We start from the raw sequence: 26,270 nt of genomic DNA, 5'->3' as shown, positions 1-26,270 counted from the left end.
TTTCCGGTGCTTGCATCGGGCGATGAACTTTGGATAATGCCCGTTTCCTGAACACTCTCACAAGCAGAAAACTTTATGAATAACGACGTCATTTCACCGGAATTTGATGAAAACGGTCGCCCGCTGCGCCGCATTCGTAGCTTTGTCCGCCGCCAGGGGCGCCTGACCAAAGGGCAGCAGCACGCGCTGGATAATTACTGGCCGGTGATGGGCGTTGAATTCACCGAGCAGCCGCTGGATTTCACCGCGCTGTTTGGCCGTACTTCACCCGTGACGCTGGAGATTGGTTTTGGTATGGGCGCGTCCCTCGTTGAAATGGCGAAAACGCGACCGGAGCAGGATTTCCTCGGTATCGAAGTGCACTCTCCAGGCGTTGGCGCGTGTCTCTCATCGGCCCACGAAGAGGGAGTAGAAAACCTGCGGGTGATGTGTCATGACGCGGTAGAAGTGCTGCATAAAATGATCCCTGACAACGCGCTCAACATGGTTCAACTCTTTTTCCCTGACCCGTGGCACAAAGCACGTCATAATAAACGTCGCATCGTTCAGGTACCTTTTGCGGAGCTGGTGAAAAGTAAGCTCAAGCTGGGCGGCGTTTTCCATATGGCAACCGACTGGGAAGCCTATGCGCAGCACATGCTGGAAGTGATGTCTTCTATCGACGGTTATAAAAACCTGTCCGCGACGAATGATTTTGTCCCACGTCCTGAGTCGCGTCCGGTAACCAAATTTGAACAGCGTGGCCATCGGCTTGGCCACGGCGTATGGGACTTAATGTTCGAGAGGATCAAATAATGGCAACGAACCGCAGCCGTCGCTTGCGTAAGAAAATGCATATCGACGAATTTCAGGAAGTGGGTTTTTCCGTCGCGTGGCGCTTCGCGGAAGGCACCAGCGAAGAGCAGATTGATCAAACCGTTGATGACTTTATTCAGCAAGTGATTGAGCCAAACAAGCTGGCATTTGACGGCAGCGGTTATCTGCTATGGGATGGCCTGATCTGCCTGCAAGAGATCGGTAAATGTACCGAAGAACATCAGGCCATTGTGCGCAAATGGCTGGAAGAGCACCAGCTGACCGATGTTCGCGTTAGCGAACTTTTCGACGTTTGGTGGGACTAACAAAGCATAAGGGGCCAGCATTTGCTGGCCCGTTTTGTCTCTACAGGAGTTTTTATGATGCGCAAAACGCTACTGGCGGCGGCTCTGACGCTGACCGCATTCGCGGCCCAGGCGGACTATCAATGTAGCGTCACGCCGCGCGACGATGTGATTATCAGCCCGCAAACCGTGCAGGTGACAGGCGAAAATGGCAACCTGGTTATCACCCCGCAGGGCAACGTGATGTACAACGGCAAACAGCCTCCCCTGAGCGCCGCGCAACGTGAACAGGCGAAAGATTATCAGACCGAGCTGCGCAGCGCGCTGCCGTGGATTGACGATGGCGCACGCAGCCGCGTGGAGAAAAACCGCATCGCGCTGGATAAAATCATCGTCAAAGAGGTGGGTGAAAACAGCAGCATGCGTAGCCGCCTGACCAAGCTTGATGCGCAGCTAAAAGAGCAGATGAACCGTATTATTGAGCACCGTAGCGATGGCCTGACCTTCCACTATAAAGCTATTGAGCAGGTGCGCGCTGACGGCCAGCAACTGGTCAATCAGGCGATGGGCGGCATTCTGCAGGACAGCATTAATGAAATGGGTGCCAAAGCGGTGCTGAAAAGCGGCGGAAATCCATTACAGAACGTGCTGGGCAGTCTTGGCGGTTTACAAACGGCTATCCAGAACGAGTGGAAAAACCAGGAAGCGGATTTTCAGCAGTTTGGTAAACAAGTTTGCCAGCGCGTTGTGTCGCTTGAAGAGAGCCGTAAAGCACTGACGGCTAACCTCAAGTAAATCACCCGACCTTGTTGCTAATCGTTTTGACCAAAAGATAGTGTGCTCTGGTTGGCTGTTCTGATTAATTGAACAGCCAGCACATTGATTATTCCGCAAGAAAGAGTTCCAGCAGGGAATTAAGAAACAGCTTGCCGTGCTCCGTTATCTGCCAGCTCTCTTCGGTCTCCGTCAAATAATTTAGCGCGATGGCTTCTTCAATCTGCGGGCGAATTGCGCGCTCATCCAGCCCGGTATAGCGTGCAAAATCTGCGCGCGGGGCCGGTTCAAGTAGTCGGAAACGGTTCATAAAGAATTCAAACGGCTTATCGGCGATTTCCACTTCCTGCTGTTTATCCCGGTAGTTACCCTGCATATAGCCGCGTGGATGGCGGGTTTTCGCCGTACGCAGAATACGCCCATCGGCAAACGTCACTTTTCCATGGGCGCCGCAACCGATGCCCAGGTAGTCGCCAAAACGCCAGTAGTTAAGATTATGCTGGCACTGGTAGCCCGGTTTCGCGTAAGCCGAGGTTTCATATTGTTGATACCCGGCGGCGGTGAGGATTTGATGGCCCTGTTCAAAGATATCCCACAGCGCATCGTCATCCGGCAGCACCGGTGGGCGCGAGGCGAACAAGGTGTTGGGTTCGATAGTCAACTGATACCAGGACAAATGCGGCGGGTTGAGGGCAATCGCCTGACGCAGATCGTCGAGCGCCTCCTCCAGGGATTGGTCCGGTAACCCGTGCATTAAATCGAGGTTAAAGCTGCGCAGGCCAAGGCCGCCTGCCAGATGCGCTGCACGTTTGGCTTCTTCCGGGCCATGAATGCGCCCGAGGCGCTGCAATTTTGCCGCGCTAAAACTTTGTACGCCAATGGAGATACGGTTTACGCCAGCACGCTGATAGTCGACAAAACGGTCGGCTTCCACGGTGCCGGGGTTGGCTTCCATGGTGATTTCCGCATCACTGGCGAGGGGTAAACGTGCGCGAACCCCATCCAGTAGGGTCTGCATCGCCTGGCCCGACAGCAGGCTTGGCGTACCGCCACCGATAAAAATAGTCTTTATCTCACGTCCCTGTGCCCAGGCGACATCGGCATCCAAATCGGCAAGTAAATGCTGCACATAGTCATCATGCGGCACTTCACCTTTCAGCGCGTGGGAATTGAAATCACAGTACGGGCATTTCTGCACGCACCACGGGATATGGATATAAAGACTCAGGGGCGGCAAATCAGCCATTACGTAGTGCTTCCAGTAACAGTTTTAGCGCCTGCCCACGATGGGAAATCGCGCTTTTTTCTTCGCGGGTCAGTTCCGCAGCGGTTTTACCTTCGGCAGGGACAAAGAAAATGGGATCGTAGCCAAAGCCGCCGCTACCTGCCGCCTGGCGCGCAATCACGCCGGGCCAGCTGCCGTGACAGACCAGCGGTGTAGGATCGTCCGCATGACGCATATAGACCAGCACACAGTGGAACCGCGCTTTGCGCTCAGCGTCGGGCACCTCTTTTAGCGCCTCGAGCAGCTTTTCAAGGTTTTGCTGGTCGCTGGCATCGAGACCGGCATAACGGGCGGAGTAAATCCCCGGTGCGCCGCCAAGGGCATCAACGGCGAGGCCAGAATCATCGGCGATAGCCGGTAGGCCGGTTATCTGTGCGGCATGGCGCGCCTTGAGGATCGCGTTTTCAATAAACGTCAGCCCGGTCTCTTCAGCGGACTCGACGCCCAGTTCGGTTTGCGCGACGACATCGAGGCCAAAATCATTCAGTAGCGAGGCCAGCTCGCGAACTTTTCCGGCGTTACCGGTGGCGAGAACAACTTTTTGCATAGGGGATCCTAATTTATCAGCGCCGCGACTTCCGTCGGGATCAGTTGCGGATGTGAAATAGTAATCTGTTTGTGGCGGCCCAGTTCGCCTTTTTCAATCACCACCTGATTTTTCGCCACCCGGAACTGCTTAGCGAGAAACTTAATCAGGTGGGCATTGGCCTGGCCATCGACTGGCGGGGCGGTGATGGCGACCTTCAACTCATCGCCATGCAGCCCGATAATCGCATCACGGCTGGCTTTCGGCTGAATATAGAGCCGTATTACCAGCCCGTCTTGATGACGTACAACGGCACTCATAGTGCCATCCACAGCCCCGGCAGCAGCACATTGCCCGTGGATTGCAGCAGTTCAGCAATACCCATATTCAGCACATACAGCAGCAGTACCAGAATCATCGGCGAAAAATCGATCCCGCCCATCGCCGGCAGCAGACTGCGAATCGGGCGCAGCAGCGGCTCGGTTAACTGAATAAGTACGTATTCTACGGGGCTACGCCCCTGGCTTACCCAGCTCATAATAGCCATCACCAACAGTACCCAGAAAATCATCAGACCGATGGTTTTCACCAAAATCAGCACCGCCGAGATCCAGATAATCGGCTGGAAGGTGATGACCATAAACAGCACTATCGCTTTGATTAACGACAGCACAAAGGCTATCAGCAGCGAGGCGCTATCCAGCGGCCCCAGCGGAGGCAATACGCGGCGTAGCGGCCCGACAATCGGCTGCGTGGCTTTCACCACGAACTGCGAGAAGGGGTTATAAAAATCGCAGCGAGCCCACTGCATCCAGACGCGTAACAGCAGAACCATCGTGTAGAGTTCAATCACGGTCGAGAGCAGGAAAGTCAACGTCTTCATGGCGTTCCTCAGTATTCCTTAATTTTTTGTGTAATCGCGCGCACCAAAAATGGCCGTACCGATGCGCACCATCGTACTCCCCGCCGCAATCGCGGCGGACATATCGTCGGACATCCCAAGGGACAGGGTATCCACCGTCGGATAGCGTGTTTTCAGCGCCTCAAATGCTACAGCCATTTGCCGTGCCACGGCAAACTGACCTTCGTAATCTGCTTGCGGTGCGGGTATTGCCATTAAGCCCCGCAGGCAAAGACCCGGAAGCTCGGCGACCTGTGCCGCCAGCGCGTCAAGATCAACAAGCGCAATACCGGATTTGCTCTGCTCATCGCTAATATTAATTTGGATTAGCACATTCAGCGGCGGTAAATGTGCCGGGCGCTGCTCGCTCAAACGGCTGGCGATACGCAGCCTGTCCACCGTATGGCACCAGTCAAAATTTTCCGCCACTAAACGGCTTTTGTTGGACTGTAGCGGGCCGATAAAGTGCCACTGCAGAGTACAAATGCCCTGTTGCTGAAAGTGATGAATTTTATCCACCCCTTCCTGAACATAGTTTTCACCAAACGCCCGTTGCCCGGCATCAATCGCTTCTGCGATGGCGCTCGCAGGTTTGGTTTTGCTGACTGCAAGCAAGGTGATTTCTTCTGAAGCCCGGCCGCAGCGGGCGGCGGCGGCTGAGATTTTGTCCCGGACCTGTGCCAGGTTATGCGCAATATCGTTCATGATTCCAGGGAGGCTTAATGGATTTAGAAGAAATAGTGGCGCTTAGTTTAAAGCATAATGTCTCGGATCTACACCTGTGTCGTGGCATTCCGCCGCGCTGGCGGCAACAAGGACGCCTGCAACCGGCCCCGTTTACCACACCGGATATCGCCGCGCTTCTTGATAAACATCTCAGCCCGACCCAGCAGCGCCTGTGGCAGGAGCAGGGGCAGGTCGATTTTGCCCTCACAACCGCAACGGGACGTCGGCTGCGCGCGGGGGCATTTATGCGCCACGGCGGCATGTCGCTGGCGCTGCGCGTGCTGCCGCAAAGCTGCCCGCTGCTCAGCGAGCTGGATGCCCCTGAATCGCTAAGGGCGTTATTGGGGCGCGAGAACGGTCTGATACTGGTGACGGGCGCAACGGGCAGCGGTAAATCCACTACCCTGACGGCAATGGTTGATCATCTCAATCAGCATAGCGACGCGCATATTCTGACGCTGGAGGATCCGATTGAGTTTGTGCACGTCAGTCATCACGCGCTGATACAACAGCGGGAAATCGGCCTGCACTGCGCCTCTTTTGCCGACGGATTACGCGCGGCGCTGCGTGAGGATCCAGACGTTATCCTGCTTGGCGAACTGCGCGATAGCGAAACCATCCGCATGGCGCTGACAGCGGCAGAGACCGGTCATCTGGTGCTGGCGACGCTGCATACGCGCGGGGCGGCGCAGGCGGTGGAGCGGCTGGTCGATACCTTTCCAGCACAGGAGAAAGATCCGGTGCGCAGCCAATTGGCAGGGAGCCTGCAGGCGGTGCTGGCGCAAAAACTTAAGGCGGACAAGCGAGGAGGGCGCGTGGCGCTGTTCGAACTGCTTATCAACACGCCGGCGGTGGCGAGCCTGATTCGCGAAGGCAAAACGCACCAGCTGCCCGGCGTGATGCAAACCGGGCAGCAGGCGGGGATGCAAACCTTCGCCCAAAGTCGCCAGCAGCGGGTGCTGCAGGGCTGGCTTTAGCTGACGTTAAGCGAGTAGACGGCAGGGAGCGCGCCGGCGGTTTTCACGATCTCCAGCCTGACGCTCTGCGCCGTTACCGGCGTATCCAGCCGGTGCTGACACACCGAATGGTGATTGTTTTCCACTTCGGCCAGCAGTTGTTCGTCGGCCCACAGCCGATAGTGCGTAATGCAGTGTGGCGTGACGGCGAAGTGGTGGCCCATTTGTACCGTCTCCATGGCGTTATCAAAGTCGTTATCCTGCACCAGCGTCAGCTGCTGCAGCGTTTGCGGTTCGGCCCAGCGCCAGACGATTTCCGGCGCGCTGTCTTCTTCTGCGGGCGTCCAGGCATTGATTTGCTGCTCCGGACGCAAGCGGCCATTCAGCACATGTTGCGCGTGCCAGGCGTTCAGCGGTTCGCTGAAACGCAGGGCGGGCAATATTTGCTGCGGGTGGCGACGCGGCAGCCAGAAATCGAACTCGTCGACGCCGTAATCGCCATCGGCCACCTGACGCGTATGTTTCGCCACCCGGGCATTAAGGCTATTAAACACCGTCATGATCCCCGGCAAGCGCCGATCCGTCAGCGCAATGTCGATATTTTCCTGCGCGTCGAAGGCGATAAACAGGTACTGATCGCGATCGCTTTGCCAGTCGAACGCGAAGGTGTAATCCCCTTCACCGTGTACCGCAATCACGCGTTCATCATAGAGATAATCCGGCGTAAAATTGCCTGCGCGGGCGCTGCCAAGGAGGGAAACCGTGAGCGAGTGCGGCGTTGCCGCGCGCAGACGCAGCGTGATTTCCGGGAGGCAAAGGCCTGCCTGTATTGGTAGCAGCAGCGCCATGCGTTCCGCAAGCGGCTGCCAGCGGCCGTTTGGTTTCAACTCTTTTAACTGATATTCACTGCTGGCGCTCACCTCAGCGCCGCGCGCCGGATCGTGCAGCCACTGGCGCGGGATATAACAGCCGTTGGCCTGCAAATGCTGCTGCAGATGGCCGATATGTTCCCGCTCGGCCAGTTGACGCGGCAGCAGATTCAGCGCCTTGCACTGCGCGGCAGCGTGGCCGACCACTTCGCCGAGCAAACCGCAGGTACACATTACGCGCGCGCTGCCAAAAGCGACGTGCGAGGCAGAAATAAGCCGTCCGGTCAGCAGCAGGTTATCGAGGGAGCGGCTGTAGAGGCTGCGGAACGGAATGGTATAGGTGCCTTTGCTGTGAAACTGCCGGCAGCCATCATGAGTGCTGTAAACACCGTCCGCCGGATGTAAATCTATCGACCAACCGCCGTAGCCCACCGCGTCATAGTGATCATGCTGCTCAATAATGTCCTGCTGGCACAGCAGATGATCGCCAACAAAGCGGCGGCTTTCGCGCTTACCGGGTATCACGCCGACCCACTCGATGGTCATACTGGCAGCCTCTGGGAACTGACCGGAGTTTTTAATATGATCCCAGACGCCCCAGACGATTTTCCACAGCTCCCATTTGATCTCTTCACTCTCATGTACGGTGTCGAGGCGGCCTCCCCACTCAAGCCACCACAAATCGCAGCCGTTAAGCGTCGATGTCAGACGTTTATAACGCGGGATCTCGGTGATATCTTTCAGGGCAAAAGAGGGGGCAATAAAGTTTACGGGTTCGCTGGTGTGGCGAGTATAAAAGTAAATGGAGTGGCCGAGCTTATGGCCAAAACTGTCGCCGGGGGCCATCTTCTCGTTCAGCTCTTCTTCGTCTTCCGCCCCTTCACGGAATTCCGCCCCCGCCAGAAAACCGAGAACACCATCGCCGGTGGCGTCGCAGAACTGTGTCGCGCTGAGGGTGTAAAAGGTTTCGTTTATCGGGTTGAAGGCTTTCACCGCCGTAATGCGGTCGCCTTCTTTATCCAGCGAAAATACGGCGGTATTCAGCAGCAGCGTTAGCCCCGGCTGGCTTTTAGCCAGATCGAGTAACAGCAGATCGAACATCACCGGGTTTCCCTCTTTGTTACGCCAGAGGTTCTCTTCCATGATTTCGCCCATGATGCCGCCTTCGCGCGCCCAGCGGTTATTGTTGCCCATATGTGAGGTTGCGCCGTTGGCCCACAAACGCACTTCGCTGGAGGCATTTCCGCCGAGAACCGGCCTGTCCTGCACCAGCACCACCCGTAAACCGTCGCGCGCCGCCGCAAGCGCCGCGCACAGTCCAGCCAGCCCGCCGCCCGCGACTAACAGGTCAGCATGCAGCGTCCGGGTTGGGAATGTTCTGGCATCGGTTTGCGGAAAGATTTTCATAACCTTGTTTCCTTCTTGTCTGGCGGTAAAATCGTGAATTCCAGCAACTTAAAAAGCGAACCTGGCAATGTCTTCACAACCCAACCAAAGTCTGATCGACGGCATACGCTGTCTGCAGTATCTGGTTTCCAGCGATCGCGCCATTGGCTGTCGCGAACTGGCGCGCCTGATGGGCATTAACACCACCCGAGTAAATCGGTTGTTGATGACCATGGCCTCCATCGGTCTGACGATGCAGGATGCGCAGCGTCGCTATCTGCCCGGTCCCGGTATCCACGCGCTGGCGGCGCAATCTATCCGCGGTTCGGCACTCTTCTCCCAGGCGCTGCCGCTGCTCGAAAGTCACGCCCCGAAAGATATCGTGGTGGCGATGGGCGTACTGTGGGAGGATCAAGTTATCTACATCTATCACTCGAAACCCGGTAACCCGGTCACCCAGGCGCTGGCGGGTTTTCATATGCTCCCGGCCTGGCAATCCGTCATTGGTATGTCGCTGCTGGCAGCGGAAAGTGATGAAGCCTTACAGCCGCGTTTTAGCGAAGAGCAGTGGCGGCAGCTCGCTCCCCACGTTGCGCAGCAGCGCGAGCGTGGCTATGTGGTCTGGCATCATGACGACGGTGAAGTCTCGATGGCGAAACCCCTTGGCGCGCATTCGGCCGCTCTCGCCTATGCCGGTATGTGGCAGGTCGACGACACGGTAGTGGAAACCCGACTGCAGGGGCTCCATGCATTAGCCGATCGCCTGACGGAGAAGCCGGACCTTGTCTGATGTCATTATGTTTCTTTTATAGAAACACTGATGGGAATGCAAAAAGCAGAGTCTCAAACTGTGAGAGCGATCGGCAGAAAGCCGCGAACAGGTCGCGGCTTTCATTAATTCAGGGATTGAGGATCAAGGCGAAAAGGGGATAAATCAGAAATGTTGTTCGAAGTAGCTCTCGAGGATAATCACCGCAGAAGCGGAATCGACGCTGCCTTTATCGAGGGCGCGAAAACCGCCGCGTTCGAACAGCCCGGCGCGGGCTTCTACAGTACTTAAACGCTCATCATGCAGCGTAACCTGCACGCCAAAACGGCCATGAATTTTGTTGGCGAATTTACGGGCGCGGGCGGTTAACGGCTGCTCGGTTCCGTCCATATTCAACGGTAACCCCACAATCACCGACTCTGGCTGCCACTCTTTTAACAGCTTTTCGATAAGGGTCCAGTCCGGCGTTCCGTCCTGCGCTTTTAACGCGTTGAGTGGGCGAGCCGTACCGGTGATGCGTTGCCCAATCGCCACGCCAATGCTTTTAGTGCCGAAATCGAAGGCTAACAGGGTGCCGCTCATCAGGCGTGCCCCGCCACACCAGGCATTGTGGAGATATCGATACCGATAAGTTTCGCCGCATCGCGCCAGCGATCGGCAATCGGCGTTTTAAACAGAATATTGAGATCCGCAGGCGCCGTCAGCCAGGCATTATCGAGGATCTCCTGCTCAAGCTGCCCTTTTTCCCACGAGGCGTAGCCCAGCGCGACCAGCACGTCGCCAGGTTGTTCAGCCGTACCCAGCGTTTCCAGCACATCGCGCGAGGTGGTGATAACGGTGTTATCCGACACGCGAATGCTCGATGAGAATGTTGCCGGCGGGGTATGCAGAATAAAGCCGCGATCTTCAGCCAGCGGGCCGCCAAGCAGCACCGGTTTATCCAGGCGGATCGCCGGATCGCGTTCTGCAGGCTGGATTTTGAGTTTTTCCAGAACGCCTTCAACTTTCAGGTTTTCCAGCGGCTTATTAATAATCAGCCCCATCGCGCCTTCATCGTTGTACTCGCAAATGTAAACCACGGAGCGACGAAAGAGGGGATCCTGAAGAGCAGGCATGGCAATAAGAAAGTGATGCTGTAAATTCATTGTCAGAGGTTCTGTTTCCAAGTTCAAAAAAGCGACAGCTCAGTATGGGGGGAAAGCGCGGTGCTGTCACTAGCCAATGCTGGCAAGAAGCGGGATCCTTCCCGCTCCGTGTAGTCGGCCGCTATTTTTGCAGGCGTTTTTCGATGGCGTCCATCAGCATCCCGGTAATGGAGACGGGAAACTCCGCTTCGATTTCACGTATGCAGGTTGGGCTGGTGACGTTAATTTCCGTCAGGCGATCGCCGATGATATCCAGGCCGACAAAAATCAACCCTTTGGCTTTCAGCACCGGCGCGACTTTACGCGCAATCGCCCAATCGCTTTCGCTTAATGGACGCGGTTCACCGCGGCCGCCCGCCGCCAGATTACCGCGCGTTTCGCCGCCCTGTGGGATACGCGCAAGGCAGTAAGGCACCGGTTCGCCATCCACCACCAGCACGCGTTTGTCGCCCTCTTTAATAGCCGGCAGGTAGTTTTGCGCCATGCAGTAACGATTCCCCAGCTCCGTCAGGGTTTCAGCGATAACGCCCAGGTTCGGATCGCCCTCTTTTACGCGGAAGATCGAGGCGCCGCCCATGCCGTCCAGCGGCTTGAGAATAATGTCGGTATGTTTCTGCCAGAACGCTTTTAACTGCGCTTTATTACGCGTAACCAGGGTTTCCGGCGTCAGTTCCGGGAACCAGGCGGTAAACAGCTTTTCGTTACAGTCGCGCAGACTCTGCGGTTTGTTAACGATCAGGGTGCCTTTTTCTTCGGCGCGCTCAAGGATGTAAGTCGCATAGATATACTCGGTATCAAAGGGCGGATCTTTACGCATCAGGATGGTATGCAGATCGGCGAGGGCAATATCCTGCTCGCTGCCAAACTCATACCATTTGTCATAATTTTGTTCGACGGACAATGTGCGGGTACGGGCGCGGGCTTCACCGTTGATCAGATAAAGGTCCGCCATCTCCATATAGTGCAGCTCGTAGCCGCGGCGCTGGGCTTCCAGCAGCATGGCGAAGCTGGAGTCTTTTTTGATGTTAATGTCCGCGATGGGATCCATCACGATGCCGAGCTTGATCATTCTGCTTCTCCTTTCAACCCAGGTCGCCGAAGCGTACCTGAAGCGCGGTGATGGCGGTAAGCGCCGTTGTCTCTGTGCGTAGCACGCGGGGACCTAACAAAATATCTGTGAACTGATAGCGCGCGGTCATCGCAATCTCGTCGGCGGATAAACCGCCCTCCGGGCCAATCAGCAAACGTACGCGTTCAACGGGCAGCCCCAGCGTATTAATGCTCTGGCTGGCGCGTGGATGCAGGTTGAGCTTTAAACCCGCTTCTTCTTCGGCGCACCAGGCTTCAAGATCCATCGCCGGGCGAATTTCCGGTACCCGGTTACGACCGCACTGTTCACAGGCGGCAATAGCAATTTTTTGCCACTGCTGCTGCTTTTTATTCAGCCGTTCAGCATCCAGTTTAACGCCGCAGCGCTCAGAAAAAAGTGGCGTAATGAGGGATACCCCAAGCTCGATCGATTTCTGGATAGTAAATTCCATTTTTTCACCGCGCGACATCACCTGGCCGAGGTGAATATGCAGCGGCGATTCACGATCGTCGACTTCAGCGCTAAGGATTTTTACCACCACGTTTTTTTTATCGGCGCGGATAATTTCGGCGTCAAACACCTGATTCGAGCCATCAAAGAGCTGAATAGCCTGGCCTGCGCCCATGCGCAGCACGCGCCCAACGTGATTGGCCGCCTCTTCGCTAAGAGTAATATCATGGCCGGGCTGGATAAATTCTGGATGATGGATGCGGGGAATGCGCATGATTTTTGGGATCCGCTCAGGTTGCAGCCCCGGCCGCAGTGGGCGGGCGGGGCGGGCTTTAACAAATGCCGCTAGTGTAGGTTAGCTCTTTCGCGCCATGCAAGCGCGCTGTACGTAAGGGTTATGGTTGCCCTGCACGCTGGCGATGCGCTCATCGCGTTTACACTCCCAGGCCGAAACCGGATAGAGTTTGTCCCACGCGGTGAACAGCTGCGTTTGCTGACGGGAAAGGCTCAATTGATACTGGTCGCGCATATAGAAGTAGGTGCGGGCAATCGCGCCGCGCGCGCGTTCAGGCGGCTCGGCCAGCTTTTCTTTAAAATCAATTTTCATCGCGCACTGGCCATACTGGCCTTCGCCACCGTTCCACTGGCTGTACATAAAGTTGCCGCGATCGCCATTTACTTCGCCGACGGCGGGCTGCAGGTTATGCATATCGCTTTCGATTTTGCGGTACACCGGATCTTTGGCGCAGTTTTTCCGCCCGCCATCCTGCCAGCACTGACGTAAATGACCAAATTGCCAGGCGGGCATCACATGCTCCCACTCGACGCGGCTGGCGCGATTTTCATTTTTACGCACCTGATAACCGCAAGAGGCGAGGTCGATGACCCCTTTTTTGCCCTGCCAGTTGATTTTACAGCCGCAGTAGAAATCCCCCGGCACATCGGCGTGCACTTTCACGCCTGCCGCTTTGGCCTGGGCAAAACTGTTGATACCGTCCGCTGCGAAGGCGGGAGCAGCGATCAGTGCGAAGAAGAGGGTGAATAAACGAAACATAGTGAACTCCCTGTCAAAACGAGTTCGCAACGTAGCGGAAGCCACTGTTTGATGCAATCAGTTCGAGCGGAAAAGTTCTTAATGGATTCAGTTAGTGCTGCCAGCAATAAGCGCTTCACCGCAGTGTACGCAGCGGTAAACCGTCTCACCGCGCAGCACCCGGTTGTGACGGCGAAGGGTTAACTGGTGCTGCTGGCATTTACAGTGATATGGGAACGTATTGCGCTGTACGGATTCCAGTTCGAATTGATGGGTACGGCGCGCGGGGACGCCGAGAACGCTCTCCATCATCCATTTCCACTCTTTCCCGTGGGGCGCAACGCGACCGAAGTGCTTCCACACCAGCAAATGAGCCAGCTCATGAGGAACGACTTCGTCGATAAAGGCTTGTTCGTTTTCCCGCAGCAGAATCGGATTCAGCCTGATTTCATACTTCGCAAGCCAGGCGGTGCCCGCAGCGGTGCCACGCTGCTGATAAACCAGTTTCGGTTCCGGGTAGTTGCGGTCCAGTTTCTGGTTCGCAAGGGCGAGTTTATCCCGCAGGCTGCGCATCACGGCGAGCTGGAGGGCGATTGGAAGACGGGGTGTTTTCATAACTGCAGAGAATAGGTGGGACGGCTTTTGAGTGCAACAGGCAAAAAAGGCTTCCTCCGAAGAGGAAGCCCTGCGGGTTAGTTGCGGGAACCAATTTCGCGTAGCGGGCGGCCACGCATCAGGTTGCGCTCGATATGCTCGAGAGAAACGTGTTTGGTTTCCGGCACCAGCCACAGCGTCAGCACGATGAACAACACGTTCAGACCGCCGTAAACCCAGAAGGTGTTGGCGTTGCCCAACGTGTTCAGCATCGTCAGGAAGGTCGCGCCGACGATCATATTGGCAATCCAGTTGGTCGCAGTGGAGCAGGTGATACCGAAATCGCGGCCTTTCAGCGGCTGAATTTCGGAACACAGCACCCAAATCAGCGGACCGGCGCTCATAGCGAAGCCAACAATAAACATCAGCAGCATGGCGACAGCAAAGTATTGCGCCGACGGCGAATGGATACCCATATGCAGCATAGTACCCAGAATACCCATGCCCGCTGCCATCACCATAAAGCCCAGTACCAGCGTCGGCTTACGGCCCCAGCGATCCACCAGACCAATAGCGATAAAGGTGGCCAGCACGTTAGTCAGACCAACGATAACCGTTCCCCACATCTGCTCGGTAGTATTGGTATAACCCGCCAGTTCAAAAATCTTCGGCGCGTAATACATAATGACGTTCATCCCGGTGAACTGCTGCATCACCTGCAGCAATACGCCAAGGAACACCGCACGGCGAAAGTTGCTGTTCTCTTTGAACAACGCCCAGCCGGACTGTTTCACCTGTAAACTTTCGCGGATCTCTTCCAGTTCATTTTTCGCTTCTGCGCTGGTATCGCGCAGGCGCAATAACACGCGTTCTGCGTCATGGAAACGGCGTTTAGCGGCGAACCAGCGCGGGCTGTCCGGCAGGAAAAACACGCCAATCAGCAGCAAAATCGCCGGAATAATAATTACGCCGAGCATCCAGCGCCATGCACCGCTGTAGCTAAAGGCGGTGTCTGAAAGATAGGCGCCCAGAATACCGATGGTAATCATTAACTGATACATCGAAATCATACTGCCGCGAATCTTTTCCGGTGCAATTTCTGAGAGATAGAGCGGAGCGGTATAAGAGGCAATCCCTACCGCCAGACCGAGCAGCACGCGAGAGATAATCAGCACATCAACGTTTGGTGCGGCCGCAGAACAGAGCGAGCCGATAACAAACAGCACTGCGCCAATCATCAGGCTTTTCTTACGTCCGAGACGCCATGAGAGCCAGCCACTGCCGACGGCACCGACGGCGGCGCCAAACATCATTGAACTGACCACCCATTCCTGGGTGTGTGAGCTAATTTGAAAATCTTTAGTGATAAAGGGCAACGCGCCAGCGATTACCCCAATATCCAGGCCAAAAAGCAATCCTGCCAGTGCAGCGAGGAAGCAAACAAAGAAGGTCATCGCCTTGTTTGAATACCCCTTTTTTTTATTGTCAGGCATGATGCCCTCCATTGGTGTCATTGGTTTTTTCGGGTTAAAAGGTAGGCCACTCATCGGTAAAAATACGTGATGTATGTCACATGAGTGTAATCGGTTACATTGCAGTAAGACTAACAATGTAAATAAAAGTGTTAATTATTATAGAATTGTTTGGGCGGAAAGGAGAGCACCCGAGGTGAGTTTCAGACTAAACCGAAGCGGGATGTAACAATGTTGCTGCGGACTTTTTTCAAAAGGAAAACTCTGAAAAGAACAGCAAAGCGCAGCGGTGTAATCGCTTTCAGAAAAGGTTGAAAGTGGCGTATAGAGTATAGACGGCAGAAAAGAAAGCGGCAGAACGAACGGTGATAAAAAGCACAAAAGGCCAGCACGAGGCTGGCCTTCAAAGCGGTGCTAACAGCGTATTATTTCAGGCCGGCAGCTTCACGCAGCAGGGCGGCTTTGTCGGTTTTTTCCCACGGGAACGTTTCGCGACCAAAGTGACCGTATGCGGCGGTTTGTTTGTAGATCGGGTGCAGCAGATCCAGCATCTGAATCAGGCCATACGGACGCAGGTCGAAGAACTCGCGAACCAGCAGGGTTAACTGTTCGGTAGGGAGTTTCTCGGTACCGAACGTTTCCACCATGATGGAGGTCGGTTCTGCCACGCCGATAGCGTATGAAACCTGGATTTCACAGCGGTCAGCAAGACCTGCGGCAACGATGTTTTTCGCTACGTAGCGCGCCGCGTAAGCAGCGGAACGGTCAACTTTTGATGGATCCTTACCGGAGAAAGCACCGCCGCCGTGGCGAGCCATGCCGCCGTAGGTATCAACGATGATTTTACGTCCGGTCAAACCGCAATCACCCATCGGGCCGCCGATAACGAAACGGCCAGTCGGGTTGATAAAGAATTTGGTGCTGGTGTTCAGCCACTCGGTCGGCAGGATCGGTTTGATAATCTCTTCCATCACCGCTTCTTGCAGGGATTTCTGATCGATATCTTCTGAATGCTGCGTAGAGAGAACCACCGCGTCGATGCCGACGATTTTGCCGTCGTCATACTGGAAAGTGACCTGGCTTTTCGCGTCCGGGCGCAGCCACGGCAGCGTACCGTTTTTACGCACTTCTGCCTGGCGCTCAACCAGACGGTGAGCATAGGTAATTGGCGCAGGCATCAGCACGTCAGTTTCGTTGGTCGCATAGCCAAACATCAGGCCCTGGTCGCCCGCCCCCTGTTCCAGCGGATCGGCACGGTCAACGCCCTGGTTAATATCCGGGGACTGCTTACCAATCGCGCTCAGTACGGCGCATGAGTTGGCATCAAAGCCCATGTCAGAATGGACATAGCCGATTTCACGGACGGTCTTACGGGTGATCTCTTCGATATCGACCCACGCGCTGGTGGTGATTTCACCACCGACCAGCACCATGCCGGTTTTAACGTAGGTTTCACAGGCTACGCGGGCTTTCGGATCCTGTTCGAGGATCGCGTCGAGCACGGCATCGGAAATTTGGTCAGCGATTTTGTCAGGATGCCCTTCAGAGACGGACTCGGACGTAAAAAGGTGTTTTGCCATAATAAGTTTTCACCCTGGAGTAATACGGTTAGCTCGAATTCTGTGTCCGGAGGTCTTCGCGTCAGGCGGACGCGGACTGCAGAAAGTGACACATGAAGTCTGCGTGTTAATCGCCACTGTACGACGTTTTCACGTATGGACGGATTAACATCTGGACGGCTATTCTAGGTTAATTATCGACCCTATTGCCAGCGATTTTTGTTGCTTGTTACAACCTGTCATCAATAGTGACGGAAATTTTTCCTGGCAATGGGGCGAATACAGCTTTTTTATTTTGCATTTTCACCCCGTTATCGGTATAAAACGCCGCGCGCGGCTCATTAAAAAAAGCGCACGGCAAATCACCGTGTCGCCACTTCCAGCCGGGTTAAGCAGTGAATTTAATGGCTTTGGCTTGTCGCGAGTCGAAACGGCTTGCGTGGAGGTGATAAGAGATAATGAAGCGCTGTTTTCCACAGAATCTGACGCGTCGTTCGACCGTGCGTTTATTCCCCGCAACCTGCATTTCAAATCTGCAAACCTGCCGATGTTATACCCATTTCGGCGCTTCTCAGGACTCCAGGGCCGGTAAGGCGTTGTGACAACTGAACAAGGGCTCTCCTGGTAATCAGGGGTTTTCTCGTGGTTTCTCCGGGCTGTCATACTCGACTCCCGATACGTGTTTTACAATGATATGAATAAGAAACCGGTCGCACAGTCGGTGCTTCAGCATATTGCGCTGAAAACTCAGACTGTTTATGGGTTGTTATCGCTATGTGTCACTGCGATAGTAGTCAACTATTTTACTCTTACGCATTTTCGCGCAGCCGCCGTTGGGCGTCGTGACGTGCACAGGGTATACACTTTCATCTATTGAGGTTCGCTATGTCTGACGACATGTCTTCATTTTCGCCTTCGTCAGCGGGCGAACAAGGTGTACTACGTTCCATGCAGGAGGTGGCGATGAGCTCCCAGGAAGCTAGCAAGATGCTACGTACTTATAATATTGCCTGGTGGGGTAATAATTATTACGACGTCAACGAACTGGGTCATATCAGCGTTTGCCCCGATCCGGACGTGCCCCATGCCAGCGTCGATCTGGCGCAGCTGGTAAAAGCGCGTGAAGCGCAGGGGCAACGTCTGCCCGCGCTGTTCTGTTTCCCGCAGATTCTGCAACACCGTCTGCGCTCGATTAACGCCGCCTTTAAACGCGCGCGTGAATCCTACGGCTACAACGGCGACTACTTCCTCGTTTACCCGATCAAGGTGAATCAGCACCGCCGCGTGATCGAATCATTGATCAATTCCGGCGAACCGCTGGGCCTCGAAGCGGGTTCAAAAGCGGAGCTGATGGCGGTGCTGGCCCATGCTGGCATGACCCGTTCGGTGATTGTTTGTAACGGTTATAAAGACCGCGAATATATTCGCCTCGCGCTGATTGGCGAAAAGATGGGCCATAAGGTCTATCTGGTGATCGAGAAGATGACCGAAATCGCCATTGTGCTGGAAGAAGCGGAACGCCTGAACGTGGTGCCGCGTCTTGGCGTGCGTGCGCGTCTGGCGTCGCAAGGTTCCGGAAAATGGCAATCCTCCGGCGGCGAGAAATCCAAATTTGGTCTGGCGGCAACCCAGGTGTTGCAGCTGGTGGAAATTCTCCGCGAGCGCGGTCGTCTCGACAGCATTCAACTGCTGCATTTCCACCTCGGCTCGCAGATGGCCAATATCCGCGATATCGCCACCGGCGTGCGCGAGTCGGCGCGTTTCTATGTGGAACTGCATAAGCTTGGCGTCAATATTCAGTGCTTTGACGTCGGCGGCGGCCTCGGCGTGGATTATGAAGGTACGCGTTCACAGTCAGACTGTTCGGTTAACTATGGCCTGAACGAATACGCCAACAACATTATCTGGGCGATTGGCGACGCCTGCGAAGAGCACGGCCTGCCGCATCCGACGGTAATTACCGAATCCGGCCGCGCCGTGACCGCCCATCATACCGTACTGGTTTCCAATATTATTGGCGTTGAGCGTAACGAATACACGCCAGCGACCGCGCCGGCGGAAGACGCGGCGCGCGCGCTGCAGAGCATGTGGGAAACCTGGCAAGAGATGCACGAACCGGGCACGCGTCGCTCCCTGCGCGAGTGGCTGCATGATAGCCAGATGGATCTGCACGATATCCACGTCGGCTACTCCTCAGGCGCTTTCAGCCTGCAAGAGCGCGCATGGGCCGAGCAGCTGTATCTGAATATGTGCCATGAAGTGCAGAAACAGCTCGATCCGAGCAACCGCGCCCATCGGCCCATTATCGATGAGCTGCAGGAGCGCATGGCGGACAAAATGTACGTCAACTTCTCGCTGTTCCAGTCGATGCCGGATGCCTGGGGGATCGATCAGTTATTCCCGGTGCTGCCGCTGGAAGGGCTGAATCACGCGCCGGAGCGCCGTGCGGTGCTGCTGGATATCACCTGTGATTCTGACGGTGCTATCGATCATTACGTGGACGGCGACGGGATTGCTACCACCATGCCGATGCCGGAGTACGACCCGGAGAACCCGCCGATTCTGGGCTTCTTTATGGTCGGCGCGTACCAGGAAATTCTGGGCAATATGCATAACCTGTTCGGCGATACGGAAGCGGTAAACGTCTTTGTCTTCCCGGATGGCAGCGTCGAAGTGGAGCTATCGGATGAAGGCGACACCGTAGCGGATATGTTGCAGTACGTGCAGCTCGATCCCACCACGCTGCTGACGCAGTTCCGCGATCAGGTTAAACAAACCGATCTGGATGAAACGCTGCAACAGCAGTTCCTGGAAGAGTTTGAGGCGGGCCTGTACGGCTATACCTATCTGGAAGATGAGTAACGCCGTTAGCAATTTCTGATGGGCAACACGATAAATCCCTTCCTTGCCAGCCCGGCGCGGAAGGGATTTTTTTTAGGCTTAAAAAGGGGAGGCGCTATCTGGCCTCCTGCATCCTTATTTGATGCCGTCTGCCGCCATGCGATCGCGAATATGCTGCGCACGTTCAGCTGAGGCCGGGTGATCGTCAAACATGGTGCTCTGTCGACCCTCTTCCATTTTTGCCAGTTTCTCGAAGCTGGTCGCAAGGCCTGCCGGGCTGATGCCGCGTTTACGCAACAGATCGTAAGAGTAGTCATCCGCTTCGGCTTCCTGGCGTTGGGAGAACTGGGAATTGACCAGTTTCTCGCCCAGCGCGCCAAGCTGCGACTGCGACAGGCTGCCGACAATTCCGCCCGCGGACGCCGCCGCTGCGCGTACCGCGTTAGTGCCCAGGGCGACCTGCATCCCTTTCTTCACATGACCCAGCGCGACGTGGCCCATTTCATGGCCAATCACCGCTTCGACTTCGTTGTCGGTCATCATATCCATTAACGCGCTGTAGACGCGGATACAGCCGTTAGCCATGGCGAAGGCGTTCACGTCTTTCGCCACATAGACTTTGTAGTTCACCGGCTGGCCATTGATATTGTCGCCCAGGGCGGCGGCGATTTTACCCAGGCGCTGGCTGTATTCGCTGCTCGCCGGGGCGATGGTCGCTTTACTGTCCATCTGTTTACAGGCGTCATCACTCAGCGCTTTAACCTGCGCATCGCTTAGGGTATAAGCCTGGAACGCTTCCGCGCCCGAGCTGAGAAAACCGTTGGAATCCATGTTCTGACACCCGGCAAGCAGGGTGGTCATTCCCAGGGCAAGCAAGGCTGGGCGAATTTTCATTTATTCTCTTCCGCAATGATTAGCACGTGATTCTGTAGACTTCACCGGCTCTGGCGAACCGGTGGTAAACCTCAGTATAAGGAACAGAATGGCGGACGGGCGAGGAGATTGCGCAACATGCGAACAGCTTCCAGAGATTTCTGAATAGGCAAAAGGATGCTCCATGTACATGACTTGCCGCTTGGGTTACATTGTTGGCACTTTTTTCCGGCGTAGCCCAAAACGCGCTGTCGTCAAGTCGTTACGGGTACAGCCCTAACAGTCCGATCTGGAGTCAAAATGTCCTCACGTAAAGAGCTTGCTAATGCTATTCGTGCGCTGAGCATGGACGCGGTACAGAAAGCCAAATCCGGTCACCCGGGAGCCCCGATGGGGATGGCCGATATCGCCGAAGTCTTGTGGCGTGATTTTCTGAACCATAACCCGACAAATCCGGCCTGGGCTGACCGCGACCGCTTTGTGCTGTCAAATGGCCACGGCTCCATGCTTATCTATAGCCTGCTGCACCTCACCGGCTACGATCTGCCGATCACCGAACTGCAGAACTTCCGTCAGCTGCACTCAAAAACCCCGGGGCACCCGGAAGTGGGTTACACCGCCGGTGTTGAAACCACTACCGGCCCGCTGGGCCAGGGCATTGCTAACGCCGTGGGTATGGCGATTGCAGAGAAAACGCTTGCTGCGCAGTTTAACCGCCCGGGTCACGACATCGTAGATCACTTCACCTACGCCTTTATGGGTGACGGCTGCATGATGGAAGGCATTTCTCACGAAGCCTGCTCCCTCGCCGGTACCCTGAAGCTGGGTAAACTGGTCGCTTTCTATGACGATAACGGCATCTCCATTGATGGGCACGTCGAAGGCTGGTTCACTGACGATACCGCCAAACGCTTTGAAGCTTACGGCTGGCACGTAGTGCGCGGCGTTGACGGTCATGATGCAGATTCCATCAAACGCGCCGTTGAAGAAGCGCGCAGCGTAACGGACAAACCGTCTCTGCTGCTGTGCAAAACCATTATCGGTTTCGGTTCACCGAACAAAGCCGGTACGCACGATTCCCACGGCGCGCCGCTGGGCGATGCGGAAATCGCGCTGACCCGCGAAGCGCTGGGCTGGAAATACCCGGCATTTGAAATCCCGTCTGAAATTTACGCCCAGTGGGATGCGAAAGAAGTCGGCCTCGCCAAAGAAAGCGCGTGGAACGAGAAGTTCGCCGCCTACGCCAAAGCTTTCCCGCAGGAAGCGGCTGAATTTACCCGCCGTATGAGCGGCGATCTGCCGTCTGATTTCGATGCAAAAGCGCAGGCGTTTGTTGAAAAACTGCAGGCAAATCCTGCTAAAATCGCCAGCCGCAAAGCGTCGCAGAATGCCATTGAGGCCTTCGGCCCGCTGCTGCCTGAGTTCCTCGGTGGCTCCGCTGACCTGGCACCTTCTAACTTGACGCTGTGGTCGGGTTCGAAAGCAATTAATGAAGATACTGCCGGTAACTACATTCACTACGGCGTTCGCGAGTTCGGTATGACCGCGATTGCTAACGGCATCACCCTGCACGGCGGTTTCCTGCCGTATACCTCCACTTTCCTGATGTTTGTCGAATATGCTCGTAACGCGGTGCGTATGGCCGCGCTGATGAAACAGCGTCAGGTACTGGTTTACACTCACGACTCCATTGGCCTGGGTGAAGATGGCCCGACGCACCAGCCGGTAGAGCAGGTGGCTTCTCTGCGTCTGACGCCGAACGTCAGCACCTGGCGTCCGTGTGACCAGGTGGAATCCGCCGTGGCGTGGAAATATGGCGTTGAGCGTAAAGACGGCCCGACGGCGCTGATCCTCTCTCGCCAGAACCTGGCGCAGCAGGAACGTACCGCGCAGCAGCTGGCGGACATCGCTCGCGGTGGCTACGTGCTGAAAGATTGCGCCGGTCAGCCGCAGCTGATCCTGATCGCGACCGGTTCAGAAGTGGAACTGGCGGTATCGGCGTGGGAAAAACTCTCTGCCGAAGGCGTGAAAGCGCGCGTGGTTTCCATGCCGTCTACCGACGCGTTCGATAAACAGGATGCGGCTTACCGTGAGTCTGTACTGCCGAAAGCCGTTACCGCGCGCGTGGCGATTGAAGCCGGTATTGCTGATTTCTGGTACAAATACGTTGGTCTGAATGGTGCCATTATCGGCATGACCACCTTCGGAGAATCCGCACCGGCGGAACTGCTGTTCGAAGAGTTTGGTTTCACCGTCGACAACGTTATCGCCAAAGCGAAAGCGCTGCTGTAATCGGTTTTGCCCGGCGGCGCAACGCTTGCCGGGCATCCACAACCCGCTTATTTCTGCTGGCGCCGTTGCTTATCAACGCTACGAATTTATTCAATTCGCAGGCTCGATAAGCACGGCGCCTTCTTTTATTTACGATGCTTTCTTTCTCCTTTCTGGCTTTGTTCCTGCCGTTTTATCGCCCCGTTCATCGCGCTGCTAATACCTCGTTGATTTACGTGTAAAAAATATACTGGATATTCATACAGTGTGTTGTATAATAATTCTACAAATTATCCGAGGTGATGTGAGTAAGGAGTGAACCTATGGTAATCCCTGGTGAAAATATCAGTGCGCAGCATGTTCTGGCGACAATCAGCAGCCGGGAAATCGCAAAATTAACGGGCGTGACGCATGGCGAAGTGAAGCGGATGGTGAAAAGCCTGGAAACCGCACAGCGTCTCTCCCAGCCGGTGAACGAGCACATGTACGAGCGAGAAGGTGAGACGCGCCTGGAGTTTTTGCTTAATAAACGTGACTCGGTGCTGACGGTTGCGCGCCTCTCCCCGGGCTTTACTGCAGAAATGCTCGATCGCTGGCAGGAGAAAGAGAAGCAGATCGGCCTGCCCGATTTTACTAACCCTGCGGCGGCGGCACGCGCGTGGGCTGAAGAGTACGAGAAACGCCAGCGTGCGGAAGCGATGCTTGCCGTCTCCGTGCCAAAGGCGGAGTTTTTTGACCGCTATGTCAGGGTTGAAGAGTCCCTTGGCTTTCGTCAGCTGTGTAAGATGCTGCGCGTGAAAGAGTCCCTGTTTCGCAGCTTTTTGCTGGAGCGCAATATTATGCAGCGCGTCGACGGTACGCTGATGCCGCAGCAGTACCATATTGATGCGGGCTACTTTACCGTTCATGGCGGAGTCGGTGAAAACCAACGTAGCTGGTCTCAAGCGCGTTTTACTGCGAAAGGCGTGAAATGGGTAGCCGATCTGTGGGCGAAACAGCTTGCTACACTGCCGATTGCGATGCCGCGCCCCGACCATACCGAACCGTCGGTGCCGGAAAATAGCTGGTTTTAATTACCTTCTCCACAGGATTTTGCCGGAATTAACCCTCTCCGGGCCAGCAGGGATGCTTCGTTGCGTTTGTTCCCCGTTATTCACTTTTTCACCTCACGTAAGAACCCTCTCGCCGCAGTTATTATTCCAATGGAAATGTGATTCAGATCAGATTAATAGCCAAACCGTCTGGACATGCATTCCTTTTATTCCATGTTTCGCTTATTCTAGCTGAAGCGTTTCAGTCGATTAAATGTTCGACAAATAACCAAACAGACGTTGTTAAGGCAAGCGAAGATTCCCCTTCGGTGGTGGCTGGATTACTCTGTCATCCACTTCAGGACGGCTGGCCTTGCAGGAGAGTTATGACCGTACGCATATCGATTAATGGTTTCGGTCGCATCGGGCGCAACGTGGTTCGGGCTTTATATGAATCCGGGCGTCGGGCGGAAATCACCGTGGTGGCAATCAACGAACTGGCGGATGCCGCAGGCATGGCGCATTTGTTGAAATATGATACCAGCCACGGTCGTTTCGCATGGGATGTTCGCCAGGAGCCAGAACAGCTGAGGGTCGGCGACGATACGATTCGGATTCTGCATCAGCGCGAGATAGCCGGCCTGCCATGGCGGGAACTGGGCGTGGATGTGGTGCTTGATTGCACAGGCGTGTACGGCAACCGCGAAGATGGCGAAGCGCATCTGGCGGCGGGGGCGAAAAAAGTGCTCTTTTCCCACCCTGGCAGCGCCGATCTTGATGCCACCGTTGTTTACGGCGTAAACCAAAATGCGCTGCGTAGCGACGATCTGCTGGTCTCTAACGCCTCCTGTACAACAAATTGTATTATTCCGGTGATAAAACTGCTCGACGATGCTTATGGCATTGAGTCGGGAACGGTAACGACTATTCACTCAGCGATGCACGACCAGCAAGTGATCGACGCCTACCATCCCGATTTGCGGCGCACACGCGCGGCCAGCCAGTCTATTATTCCGGTGGATACCAAACTGGCGGCGGGCATCACACGTATTTTCCCGCAGTTCAAGGACCGGTTTGAAGCGATAGCGGTACGCGTACCGACGATTAATGTCACCGCTATCGATCTGAGTGTCACGGTAAAAAAACCGGTAAAAGCTATTGAAGTCAATACGTTGCTGCAAAAAGCAGCGCATGGGACATTTCATGGTATAGTTGACTATACGGAATTACCGTTGGTTTCTATCGATTTTAACCACGATCCGCACAGCGCCATTGTTGATGGCACGCAGACGCGGGTCAGCGGTGCGCACCTGATTAAAACCCTGGTCTGGTGCGATAACGAATGGGGCTTTGCTAACCGGATGCTCGACACGACGTTAGCAATGGCGGCTATTGGTTTCAGGTAGAGCGCAACTGCGCTCGCAAAACTTTAAGAATCATTGAGAGGATTCACCATGTCTGTAATTAAGATGACCGATCTGGATCTGGCTGGTAAACGCGTTTTCATCCGTGCTGATCTGAACGTGCCGGTTAAAGATGGCAAAGTGACCAGCGACGCGCGTATTCGTGCTTCTCTGCCGACCATCGAACTGGCGCTGAAGCAGGGTGCGAAAGTGATGGTGACTTCCCACCTGGGTCGTCCGACCGAAGGCGAGTACAATGAAGAATTCTCTCTGCTGCCGGTTGTTAACTATCTGAAAGACAAGCTTTCCAACCCGGTTCGCCTGGTAAAAGATTACCTCGACGGCGTAGAAGTTGCTGCGGGTGAACTGGTGGTTCTGGAAAACGTCCGCTTTAACAAAGGCGAGAAGAAAGACGACGAAGCGCTGTCTAAAAAATACGCTGCGCTGTGCGACGTGTTTGTTATGGATGCCTTCGGTACCGCACACCGCGCTCAGGCTTCTACCCACGGTATTGGTAAATTTGCCGATGTTGCTTGCGCAGGTCCGCTGCTGGCTGAAGAGCTGGACGCGCTGGGTAAAGCACTGAAAGAGCCGGCTCGCCCGATGGTGGCTATCGTTGGTGGTTCTAAAGTTTCTACCAAACTGACCGTTCTGGACTCTCTGTCCAAAATTGCTGACCAGCTGATCGTTGGCGGCGGTATCGCGAATACCTTCGTTGCGGCCCAGGGCCATAACGTGGGTAAATCTCTGTACGAAGCGGATCTGGTTGATGAAGCCAAACGCCTGCTGAGCACCTGTGATATTCCGGTCCCGACGGACGTTCGCGTTGCGACCGAATTCTCCGAAACTGCACCGGCAACCTTGAAATCCGTCTCTGACATCAAAGATGATGAGCAAATTCTGGATCTGGGCGACGCGTCTGCACAAAAACTGGCTGAAATCCTGAAAAACGCCAAAACTATTCTGTGGAACGGTCCGGTTGGCGTGTTCGAATTCCCGAACTTCCGTAAAGGTACCGAAATTGTGGCTAACGCGATTGCAGACAGCGACGCGTTCTCCATCGCAGGCGGCGGTGACACTCTGGCGGCGATTGACCTGTTTGGTATCTCCGACAAGATCTCTTACATCTCCACTGGCGGCGGCGCGTTCCTCGAATTCGTGGAAGGCAAAGTACTGCCGGCAGTCGCTATGCTCGAAGAGCGCGCGAAGAAGTAAG

At 55.2% G+C, this 26,270-nt stretch carries 27 protein-coding genes; 12 read left to right on the top strand and 15 right to left on the bottom strand.

Annotated elements, in window-relative coordinates:
- Positions 1 to 75: 75 nt before the first annotated feature.
- The 3 genes from trmB to RW65_RS03905 are packed head-to-tail and all read left to right on the top strand — an operon-like array spanning position 76 to position 1,895.
- Positions 76 to 795, top strand: a complete 720-nt coding sequence (trmB, locus tag RW65_RS03915; protein WP_039055356.1) for a tRNA (guanosine(46)-N7)-methyltransferase TrmB — start codon at positions 76 to 78, stop codon at positions 793 to 795.
- A complete protein-coding gene (locus RW65_RS03910; RefSeq protein WP_039055355.1) occupies positions 795 to 1,121 on the top strand; it encodes a YggL family protein in 327 nt (108 codons plus the stop codon). Before trmB ends, RW65_RS03910 begins: the two co-directional genes overlap by 1 nt.
- A gap of 54 nt (positions 1,122 to 1,175) precedes the next feature.
- Positions 1,176 to 1,895, top strand: a complete 720-nt coding sequence (locus tag RW65_RS03905; RefSeq protein WP_039055354.1) for a YggN family protein — start codon at positions 1,176 to 1,178, stop codon at positions 1,893 to 1,895.
- A gap of 88 nt (positions 1,896 to 1,983) precedes the next feature.
- Here the strand turns inward: RW65_RS03905 and hemW are convergent, their stop codons facing one another.
- The 5 genes from hemW to RW65_RS03880 are packed head-to-tail and all read right to left on the bottom strand — an operon-like array spanning position 1,984 to position 5,291.
- On the bottom strand, positions 1,984 to 3,120 hold the full coding sequence (gene hemW, locus RW65_RS03900) for a radical SAM family heme chaperone HemW (RefSeq protein WP_039055353.1): 1,137 nt from the start codon (positions 3,118 to 3,120) through the stop codon (positions 1,984 to 1,986).
- Complete coding sequence (locus RW65_RS03895; protein ID WP_039055352.1) at positions 3,113 to 3,706, bottom strand: XTP/dITP diphosphatase; 594 nt, start codon at positions 3,704 to 3,706, stop codon at positions 3,113 to 3,115. Before RW65_RS03895 ends, hemW begins: the two co-directional genes overlap by 8 nt.
- Positions 3,707 to 3,714: 8 nt before the next feature.
- Complete coding sequence (gene yggU / locus RW65_RS03890) at positions 3,715 to 4,005, bottom strand: DUF167 family protein YggU (protein WP_039055351.1); 291 nt, start codon at positions 4,003 to 4,005, stop codon at positions 3,715 to 3,717.
- Complete coding sequence (locus RW65_RS03885) at positions 4,002 to 4,568, bottom strand: YggT family protein (RefSeq protein ID WP_039055350.1); 567 nt, start codon at positions 4,566 to 4,568, stop codon at positions 4,002 to 4,004. The genes yggU and RW65_RS03885 overlap by 4 nt, the downstream gene beginning before the upstream one ends.
- A gap of 18 nt (positions 4,569 to 4,586) precedes the next feature.
- Positions 4,587 to 5,291 carry a YggS family pyridoxal phosphate-dependent enzyme gene (locus RW65_RS03880; protein ID WP_039055349.1) on the bottom strand — a complete coding sequence of 235 codons (705 nt, stop codon included), beginning with the start codon at positions 5,289 to 5,291 and terminating at the stop codon, positions 4,587 to 4,589.
- A gap of 17 nt (positions 5,292 to 5,308) precedes the next feature.
- Here RW65_RS03880 and RW65_RS03875 point away from each other — a divergent pair, with 17 nt between their 5' ends.
- Complete coding sequence (locus RW65_RS03875) at positions 5,309 to 6,289, top strand: type IV pilus twitching motility protein PilT (protein ID WP_039055348.1); 981 nt, start codon at positions 5,309 to 5,311, stop codon at positions 6,287 to 6,289.
- On the opposite strand, the gene RW65_RS03870 is transcribed toward RW65_RS03875, so the two are convergent.
- Entirely contained in the window at positions 6,286 to 8,544 is a 2,259-nt protein-coding gene (locus tag RW65_RS03870; RefSeq protein ID WP_039055346.1) for an FAD-dependent oxidoreductase, read from the bottom strand. The two genes, RW65_RS03875 and RW65_RS03870, sit on opposite strands and share 4 nt — an antisense overlap.
- Positions 8,545 to 8,611: 67 nt before the next feature.
- Here RW65_RS03870 and RW65_RS03865 point away from each other — a divergent pair, with 67 nt between their 5' ends.
- Entirely contained in the window at positions 8,612 to 9,313 is a 702-nt protein-coding gene (locus RW65_RS03865; RefSeq protein ID WP_039055345.1) for an IclR family transcriptional regulator, read from the top strand.
- Between the two features lie 144 nt (positions 9,314 to 9,457).
- Here the strand turns inward: RW65_RS03865 and ruvX are convergent, their stop codons facing one another.
- The 8 genes from ruvX to metK form a co-directional block, all read right to left on the bottom strand.
- On the bottom strand, positions 9,458 to 9,874 hold the full coding sequence (ruvX, locus tag RW65_RS03860) for a Holliday junction resolvase RuvX (RefSeq protein WP_039055344.1): 417 nt from the start codon (positions 9,872 to 9,874) through the stop codon (positions 9,458 to 9,460).
- A complete protein-coding gene (locus RW65_RS03855) occupies positions 9,874 to 10,437 on the bottom strand; it encodes a YqgE/AlgH family protein (protein WP_039055343.1) in 564 nt (187 codons plus the stop codon). The genes ruvX and RW65_RS03855 overlap by 1 nt, the downstream gene beginning before the upstream one ends.
- A gap of 121 nt (positions 10,438 to 10,558) precedes the next feature.
- Positions 10,559 to 11,506 carry a glutathione synthase gene (gshB, locus tag RW65_RS03850; protein WP_039055342.1) on the bottom strand — a complete coding sequence of 316 codons (948 nt, stop codon included), beginning with the start codon at positions 11,504 to 11,506 and terminating at the stop codon, positions 10,559 to 10,561.
- A gap of 13 nt (positions 11,507 to 11,519) precedes the next feature.
- Positions 11,520 to 12,251: a 16S rRNA (uracil(1498)-N(3))-methyltransferase gene (gene rsmE, locus RW65_RS03845; protein WP_039055341.1), complete on the bottom strand. Its 732-nt coding sequence runs from the start codon at positions 12,249 to 12,251 to the stop codon at positions 11,520 to 11,522.
- Between the two features lie 81 nt (positions 12,252 to 12,332).
- The gene (gene endA / locus RW65_RS03840) at positions 12,333 to 13,031 is read right to left on the bottom strand and encodes a deoxyribonuclease I (RefSeq protein WP_039055340.1); all 699 of its coding nucleotides are present in this window, start codon (positions 13,029 to 13,031) and stop codon (positions 12,333 to 12,335) included.
- Positions 13,032 to 13,118: 87 nt separating this feature from the next.
- A complete protein-coding gene (locus RW65_RS03835) occupies positions 13,119 to 13,625 on the bottom strand; it encodes a SprT family zinc-dependent metalloprotease (protein WP_072037695.1) in 507 nt (168 codons plus the stop codon).
- A 77-nt stretch (positions 13,626 to 13,702) separates the two neighbouring features.
- Complete coding sequence (locus RW65_RS03830) at positions 13,703 to 15,097, bottom strand: sugar porter family MFS transporter (RefSeq protein WP_039055338.1); 1,395 nt, start codon at positions 15,095 to 15,097, stop codon at positions 13,703 to 13,705.
- Between the two features lie 404 nt (positions 15,098 to 15,501).
- Positions 15,502 to 16,656, bottom strand: a complete 1,155-nt coding sequence (metK, locus tag RW65_RS03825; RefSeq protein WP_039055337.1) for a methionine adenosyltransferase — start codon at positions 16,654 to 16,656, stop codon at positions 15,502 to 15,504.
- 437 nt (positions 16,657 to 17,093) lie between these two features.
- Here metK and yqgG point away from each other — a divergent pair, with 437 nt between their 5' ends.
- The 3 genes from yqgG to speA all read left to right on the top strand — a co-directional run bounded on the left by yqgG (position 17,094) and on the right by speA (position 19,497).
- A complete protein-coding gene (gene yqgG / locus RW65_RS23320) occupies positions 17,094 to 17,237 on the top strand; it encodes a small protein YqgG (protein WP_502685540.1) in 144 nt (47 codons plus the stop codon).
- 92 nt (positions 17,238 to 17,329) lie between these two features.
- On the top strand, positions 17,330 to 17,512 hold the full coding sequence (yqgB, locus tag RW65_RS23315) for an acid stress response protein YqgB (protein ID WP_156123963.1): 183 nt from the start codon (positions 17,330 to 17,332) through the stop codon (positions 17,510 to 17,512).
- Between the two features lie 8 nt (positions 17,513 to 17,520).
- Positions 17,521 to 19,497: a biosynthetic arginine decarboxylase gene (speA, locus tag RW65_RS03820; RefSeq protein WP_072037693.1), complete on the top strand. Its 1,977-nt coding sequence runs from the start codon at positions 17,521 to 17,523 to the stop codon at positions 19,495 to 19,497.
- 114 nt (positions 19,498 to 19,611) lie between these two features.
- Here the strand turns inward: speA and loiP are convergent, their stop codons facing one another.
- Positions 19,612 to 20,370, bottom strand: coding sequence for a metalloprotease LoiP (loiP, locus tag RW65_RS03815; RefSeq protein WP_039055335.1), 759 nt, complete (start codon positions 20,368 to 20,370; stop codon positions 19,612 to 19,614).
- Between the two features lie 279 nt (positions 20,371 to 20,649).
- Between loiP and tkt the strand changes: the two genes are divergently transcribed.
- The 4 genes from tkt (at position 20,650) to pgk (ending at position 26,269) form a co-directional block, all read left to right on the top strand.
- The gene (gene tkt, locus RW65_RS03810) at positions 20,650 to 22,641 is read left to right on the top strand and encodes a transketolase (protein ID WP_039055334.1); all 1,992 of its coding nucleotides are present in this window, start codon (positions 20,650 to 20,652) and stop codon (positions 22,639 to 22,641) included.
- Positions 22,642 to 22,943: 302 nt separating this feature from the next.
- Entirely contained in the window at positions 22,944 to 23,693 is a 750-nt protein-coding gene (locus tag RW65_RS03805) for a phage antirepressor KilAC domain-containing protein (protein WP_039055333.1), read from the top strand.
- Positions 23,694 to 24,037: 344 nt separating this feature from the next.
- On the top strand, positions 24,038 to 25,057 hold the full coding sequence (epd, locus tag RW65_RS03800) for an erythrose-4-phosphate dehydrogenase (RefSeq protein WP_039055332.1): 1,020 nt from the start codon (positions 24,038 to 24,040) through the stop codon (positions 25,055 to 25,057).
- Positions 25,058 to 25,105: 48 nt separating this feature from the next.
- Positions 25,106 to 26,269: a phosphoglycerate kinase gene (gene pgk / locus RW65_RS03795; protein WP_039055331.1), complete on the top strand. Its 1,164-nt coding sequence runs from the start codon at positions 25,106 to 25,108 to the stop codon at positions 26,267 to 26,269.
- The last annotated feature ends 1 nt before the right edge of the window (position 26,270 follow it).

This window comes from Enterobacter sp. Bisph1 (assembly GCF_000814905.1).
In the GTDB taxonomy this organism is placed as follows: domain Bacteria; phylum Pseudomonadota; class Gammaproteobacteria; order Enterobacterales; family Enterobacteriaceae; genus Kosakonia.
Note: the sequence above shows the minus strand (reverse complement) of the source record. Positions and strands in the feature narration are given on the sequence as shown.

Excerpts from the sequence above, each read along its gene's own strand:
- trmB (WP_039055356.1), top strand. The coding sequence starts at position 76 with ATGAATAACGACGTCATTTCACCGGAATTTGATGAAAACGGTCGCCCG.
- RW65_RS03910 (WP_039055355.1), top strand. The coding sequence starts at position 795 with ATGGCAACGAACCGCAGCCGTCGCTTGCGTAAGAAAATGCATATCGAC.
- RW65_RS03905 (WP_039055354.1), top strand. The coding sequence starts at position 1,176 with ATGATGCGCAAAACGCTACTGGCGGCGGCTCTGACGCTGACCGCATTC.
- hemW (WP_039055353.1), bottom strand. The coding sequence starts at position 3,120 with ATGGCTGATTTGCCGCCCCTGAGTCTTTATATCCATATCCCGTGGTGC.
- RW65_RS03895 (WP_039055352.1), bottom strand. The coding sequence starts at position 3,706 with ATGCAAAAAGTTGTTCTCGCCACCGGTAACGCCGGAAAAGTTCGCGAG.
- yggU (WP_039055351.1), bottom strand. The coding sequence starts at position 4,005 with ATGAGTGCCGTTGTACGTCATCAAGACGGGCTGGTAATACGGCTCTAT.
- RW65_RS03885 (WP_039055350.1), bottom strand. The coding sequence starts at position 4,568 with ATGAAGACGTTGACTTTCCTGCTCTCGACCGTGATTGAACTCTACACG.
- RW65_RS03880 (WP_039055349.1), bottom strand. The coding sequence starts at position 5,291 with ATGAACGATATTGCGCATAACCTGGCACAGGTCCGGGACAAAATCTCA.
- RW65_RS03875 (WP_039055348.1), top strand. The coding sequence starts at position 5,309 with ATGGATTTAGAAGAAATAGTGGCGCTTAGTTTAAAGCATAATGTCTCG.
- RW65_RS03870 (WP_039055346.1), bottom strand. The coding sequence starts at position 8,544 with ATGAAAATCTTTCCGCAAACCGATGCCAGAACATTCCCAACCCGGACG.
- RW65_RS03865 (WP_039055345.1), top strand. The coding sequence starts at position 8,612 with ATGTCTTCACAACCCAACCAAAGTCTGATCGACGGCATACGCTGTCTG.
- ruvX (WP_039055344.1), bottom strand. The coding sequence starts at position 9,874 with ATGAGCGGCACCCTGTTAGCCTTCGATTTCGGCACTAAAAGCATTGGC.
- RW65_RS03855 (WP_039055343.1), bottom strand. The coding sequence starts at position 10,437 with ATGAATTTACAGCATCACTTTCTTATTGCCATGCCTGCTCTTCAGGAT.
- gshB (WP_039055342.1), bottom strand. The coding sequence starts at position 11,506 with ATGATCAAGCTCGGCATCGTGATGGATCCCATCGCGGACATTAACATC.
- rsmE (WP_039055341.1), bottom strand. The coding sequence starts at position 12,251 with ATGCGCATTCCCCGCATCCATCATCCAGAATTTATCCAGCCCGGCCAT.
- endA (WP_039055340.1), bottom strand. The coding sequence starts at position 13,031 with ATGTTTCGTTTATTCACCCTCTTCTTCGCACTGATCGCTGCTCCCGCC.
- RW65_RS03835 (WP_072037695.1), bottom strand. The coding sequence starts at position 13,625 with ATGAAAACACCCCGTCTTCCAATCGCCCTCCAGCTCGCCGTGATGCGC.
- RW65_RS03830 (WP_039055338.1), bottom strand. The coding sequence starts at position 15,097 with ATGCCTGACAATAAAAAAAAGGGGTATTCAAACAAGGCGATGACCTTC.
- metK (WP_039055337.1), bottom strand. The coding sequence starts at position 16,656 with ATGGCAAAACACCTTTTTACGTCCGAGTCCGTCTCTGAAGGGCATCCT.
- yqgG (WP_502685540.1), top strand. The coding sequence starts at position 17,094 with ATGAAGCGCTGTTTTCCACAGAATCTGACGCGTCGTTCGACCGTGCGT.
- yqgB (WP_156123963.1), top strand. The coding sequence starts at position 17,330 with ATGAATAAGAAACCGGTCGCACAGTCGGTGCTTCAGCATATTGCGCTG.
- speA (WP_072037693.1), top strand. The coding sequence starts at position 17,521 with ATGTCTGACGACATGTCTTCATTTTCGCCTTCGTCAGCGGGCGAACAA.
- loiP (WP_039055335.1), bottom strand. The coding sequence starts at position 20,370 with ATGAAAATTCGCCCAGCCTTGCTTGCCCTGGGAATGACCACCCTGCTT.
- tkt (WP_039055334.1), top strand. The coding sequence starts at position 20,650 with ATGTCCTCACGTAAAGAGCTTGCTAATGCTATTCGTGCGCTGAGCATG.
- RW65_RS03805 (WP_039055333.1), top strand. The coding sequence starts at position 22,944 with ATGGTAATCCCTGGTGAAAATATCAGTGCGCAGCATGTTCTGGCGACA.
- epd (WP_039055332.1), top strand. The coding sequence starts at position 24,038 with ATGACCGTACGCATATCGATTAATGGTTTCGGTCGCATCGGGCGCAAC.
- pgk (WP_039055331.1), top strand. The coding sequence starts at position 25,106 with ATGTCTGTAATTAAGATGACCGATCTGGATCTGGCTGGTAAACGCGTT.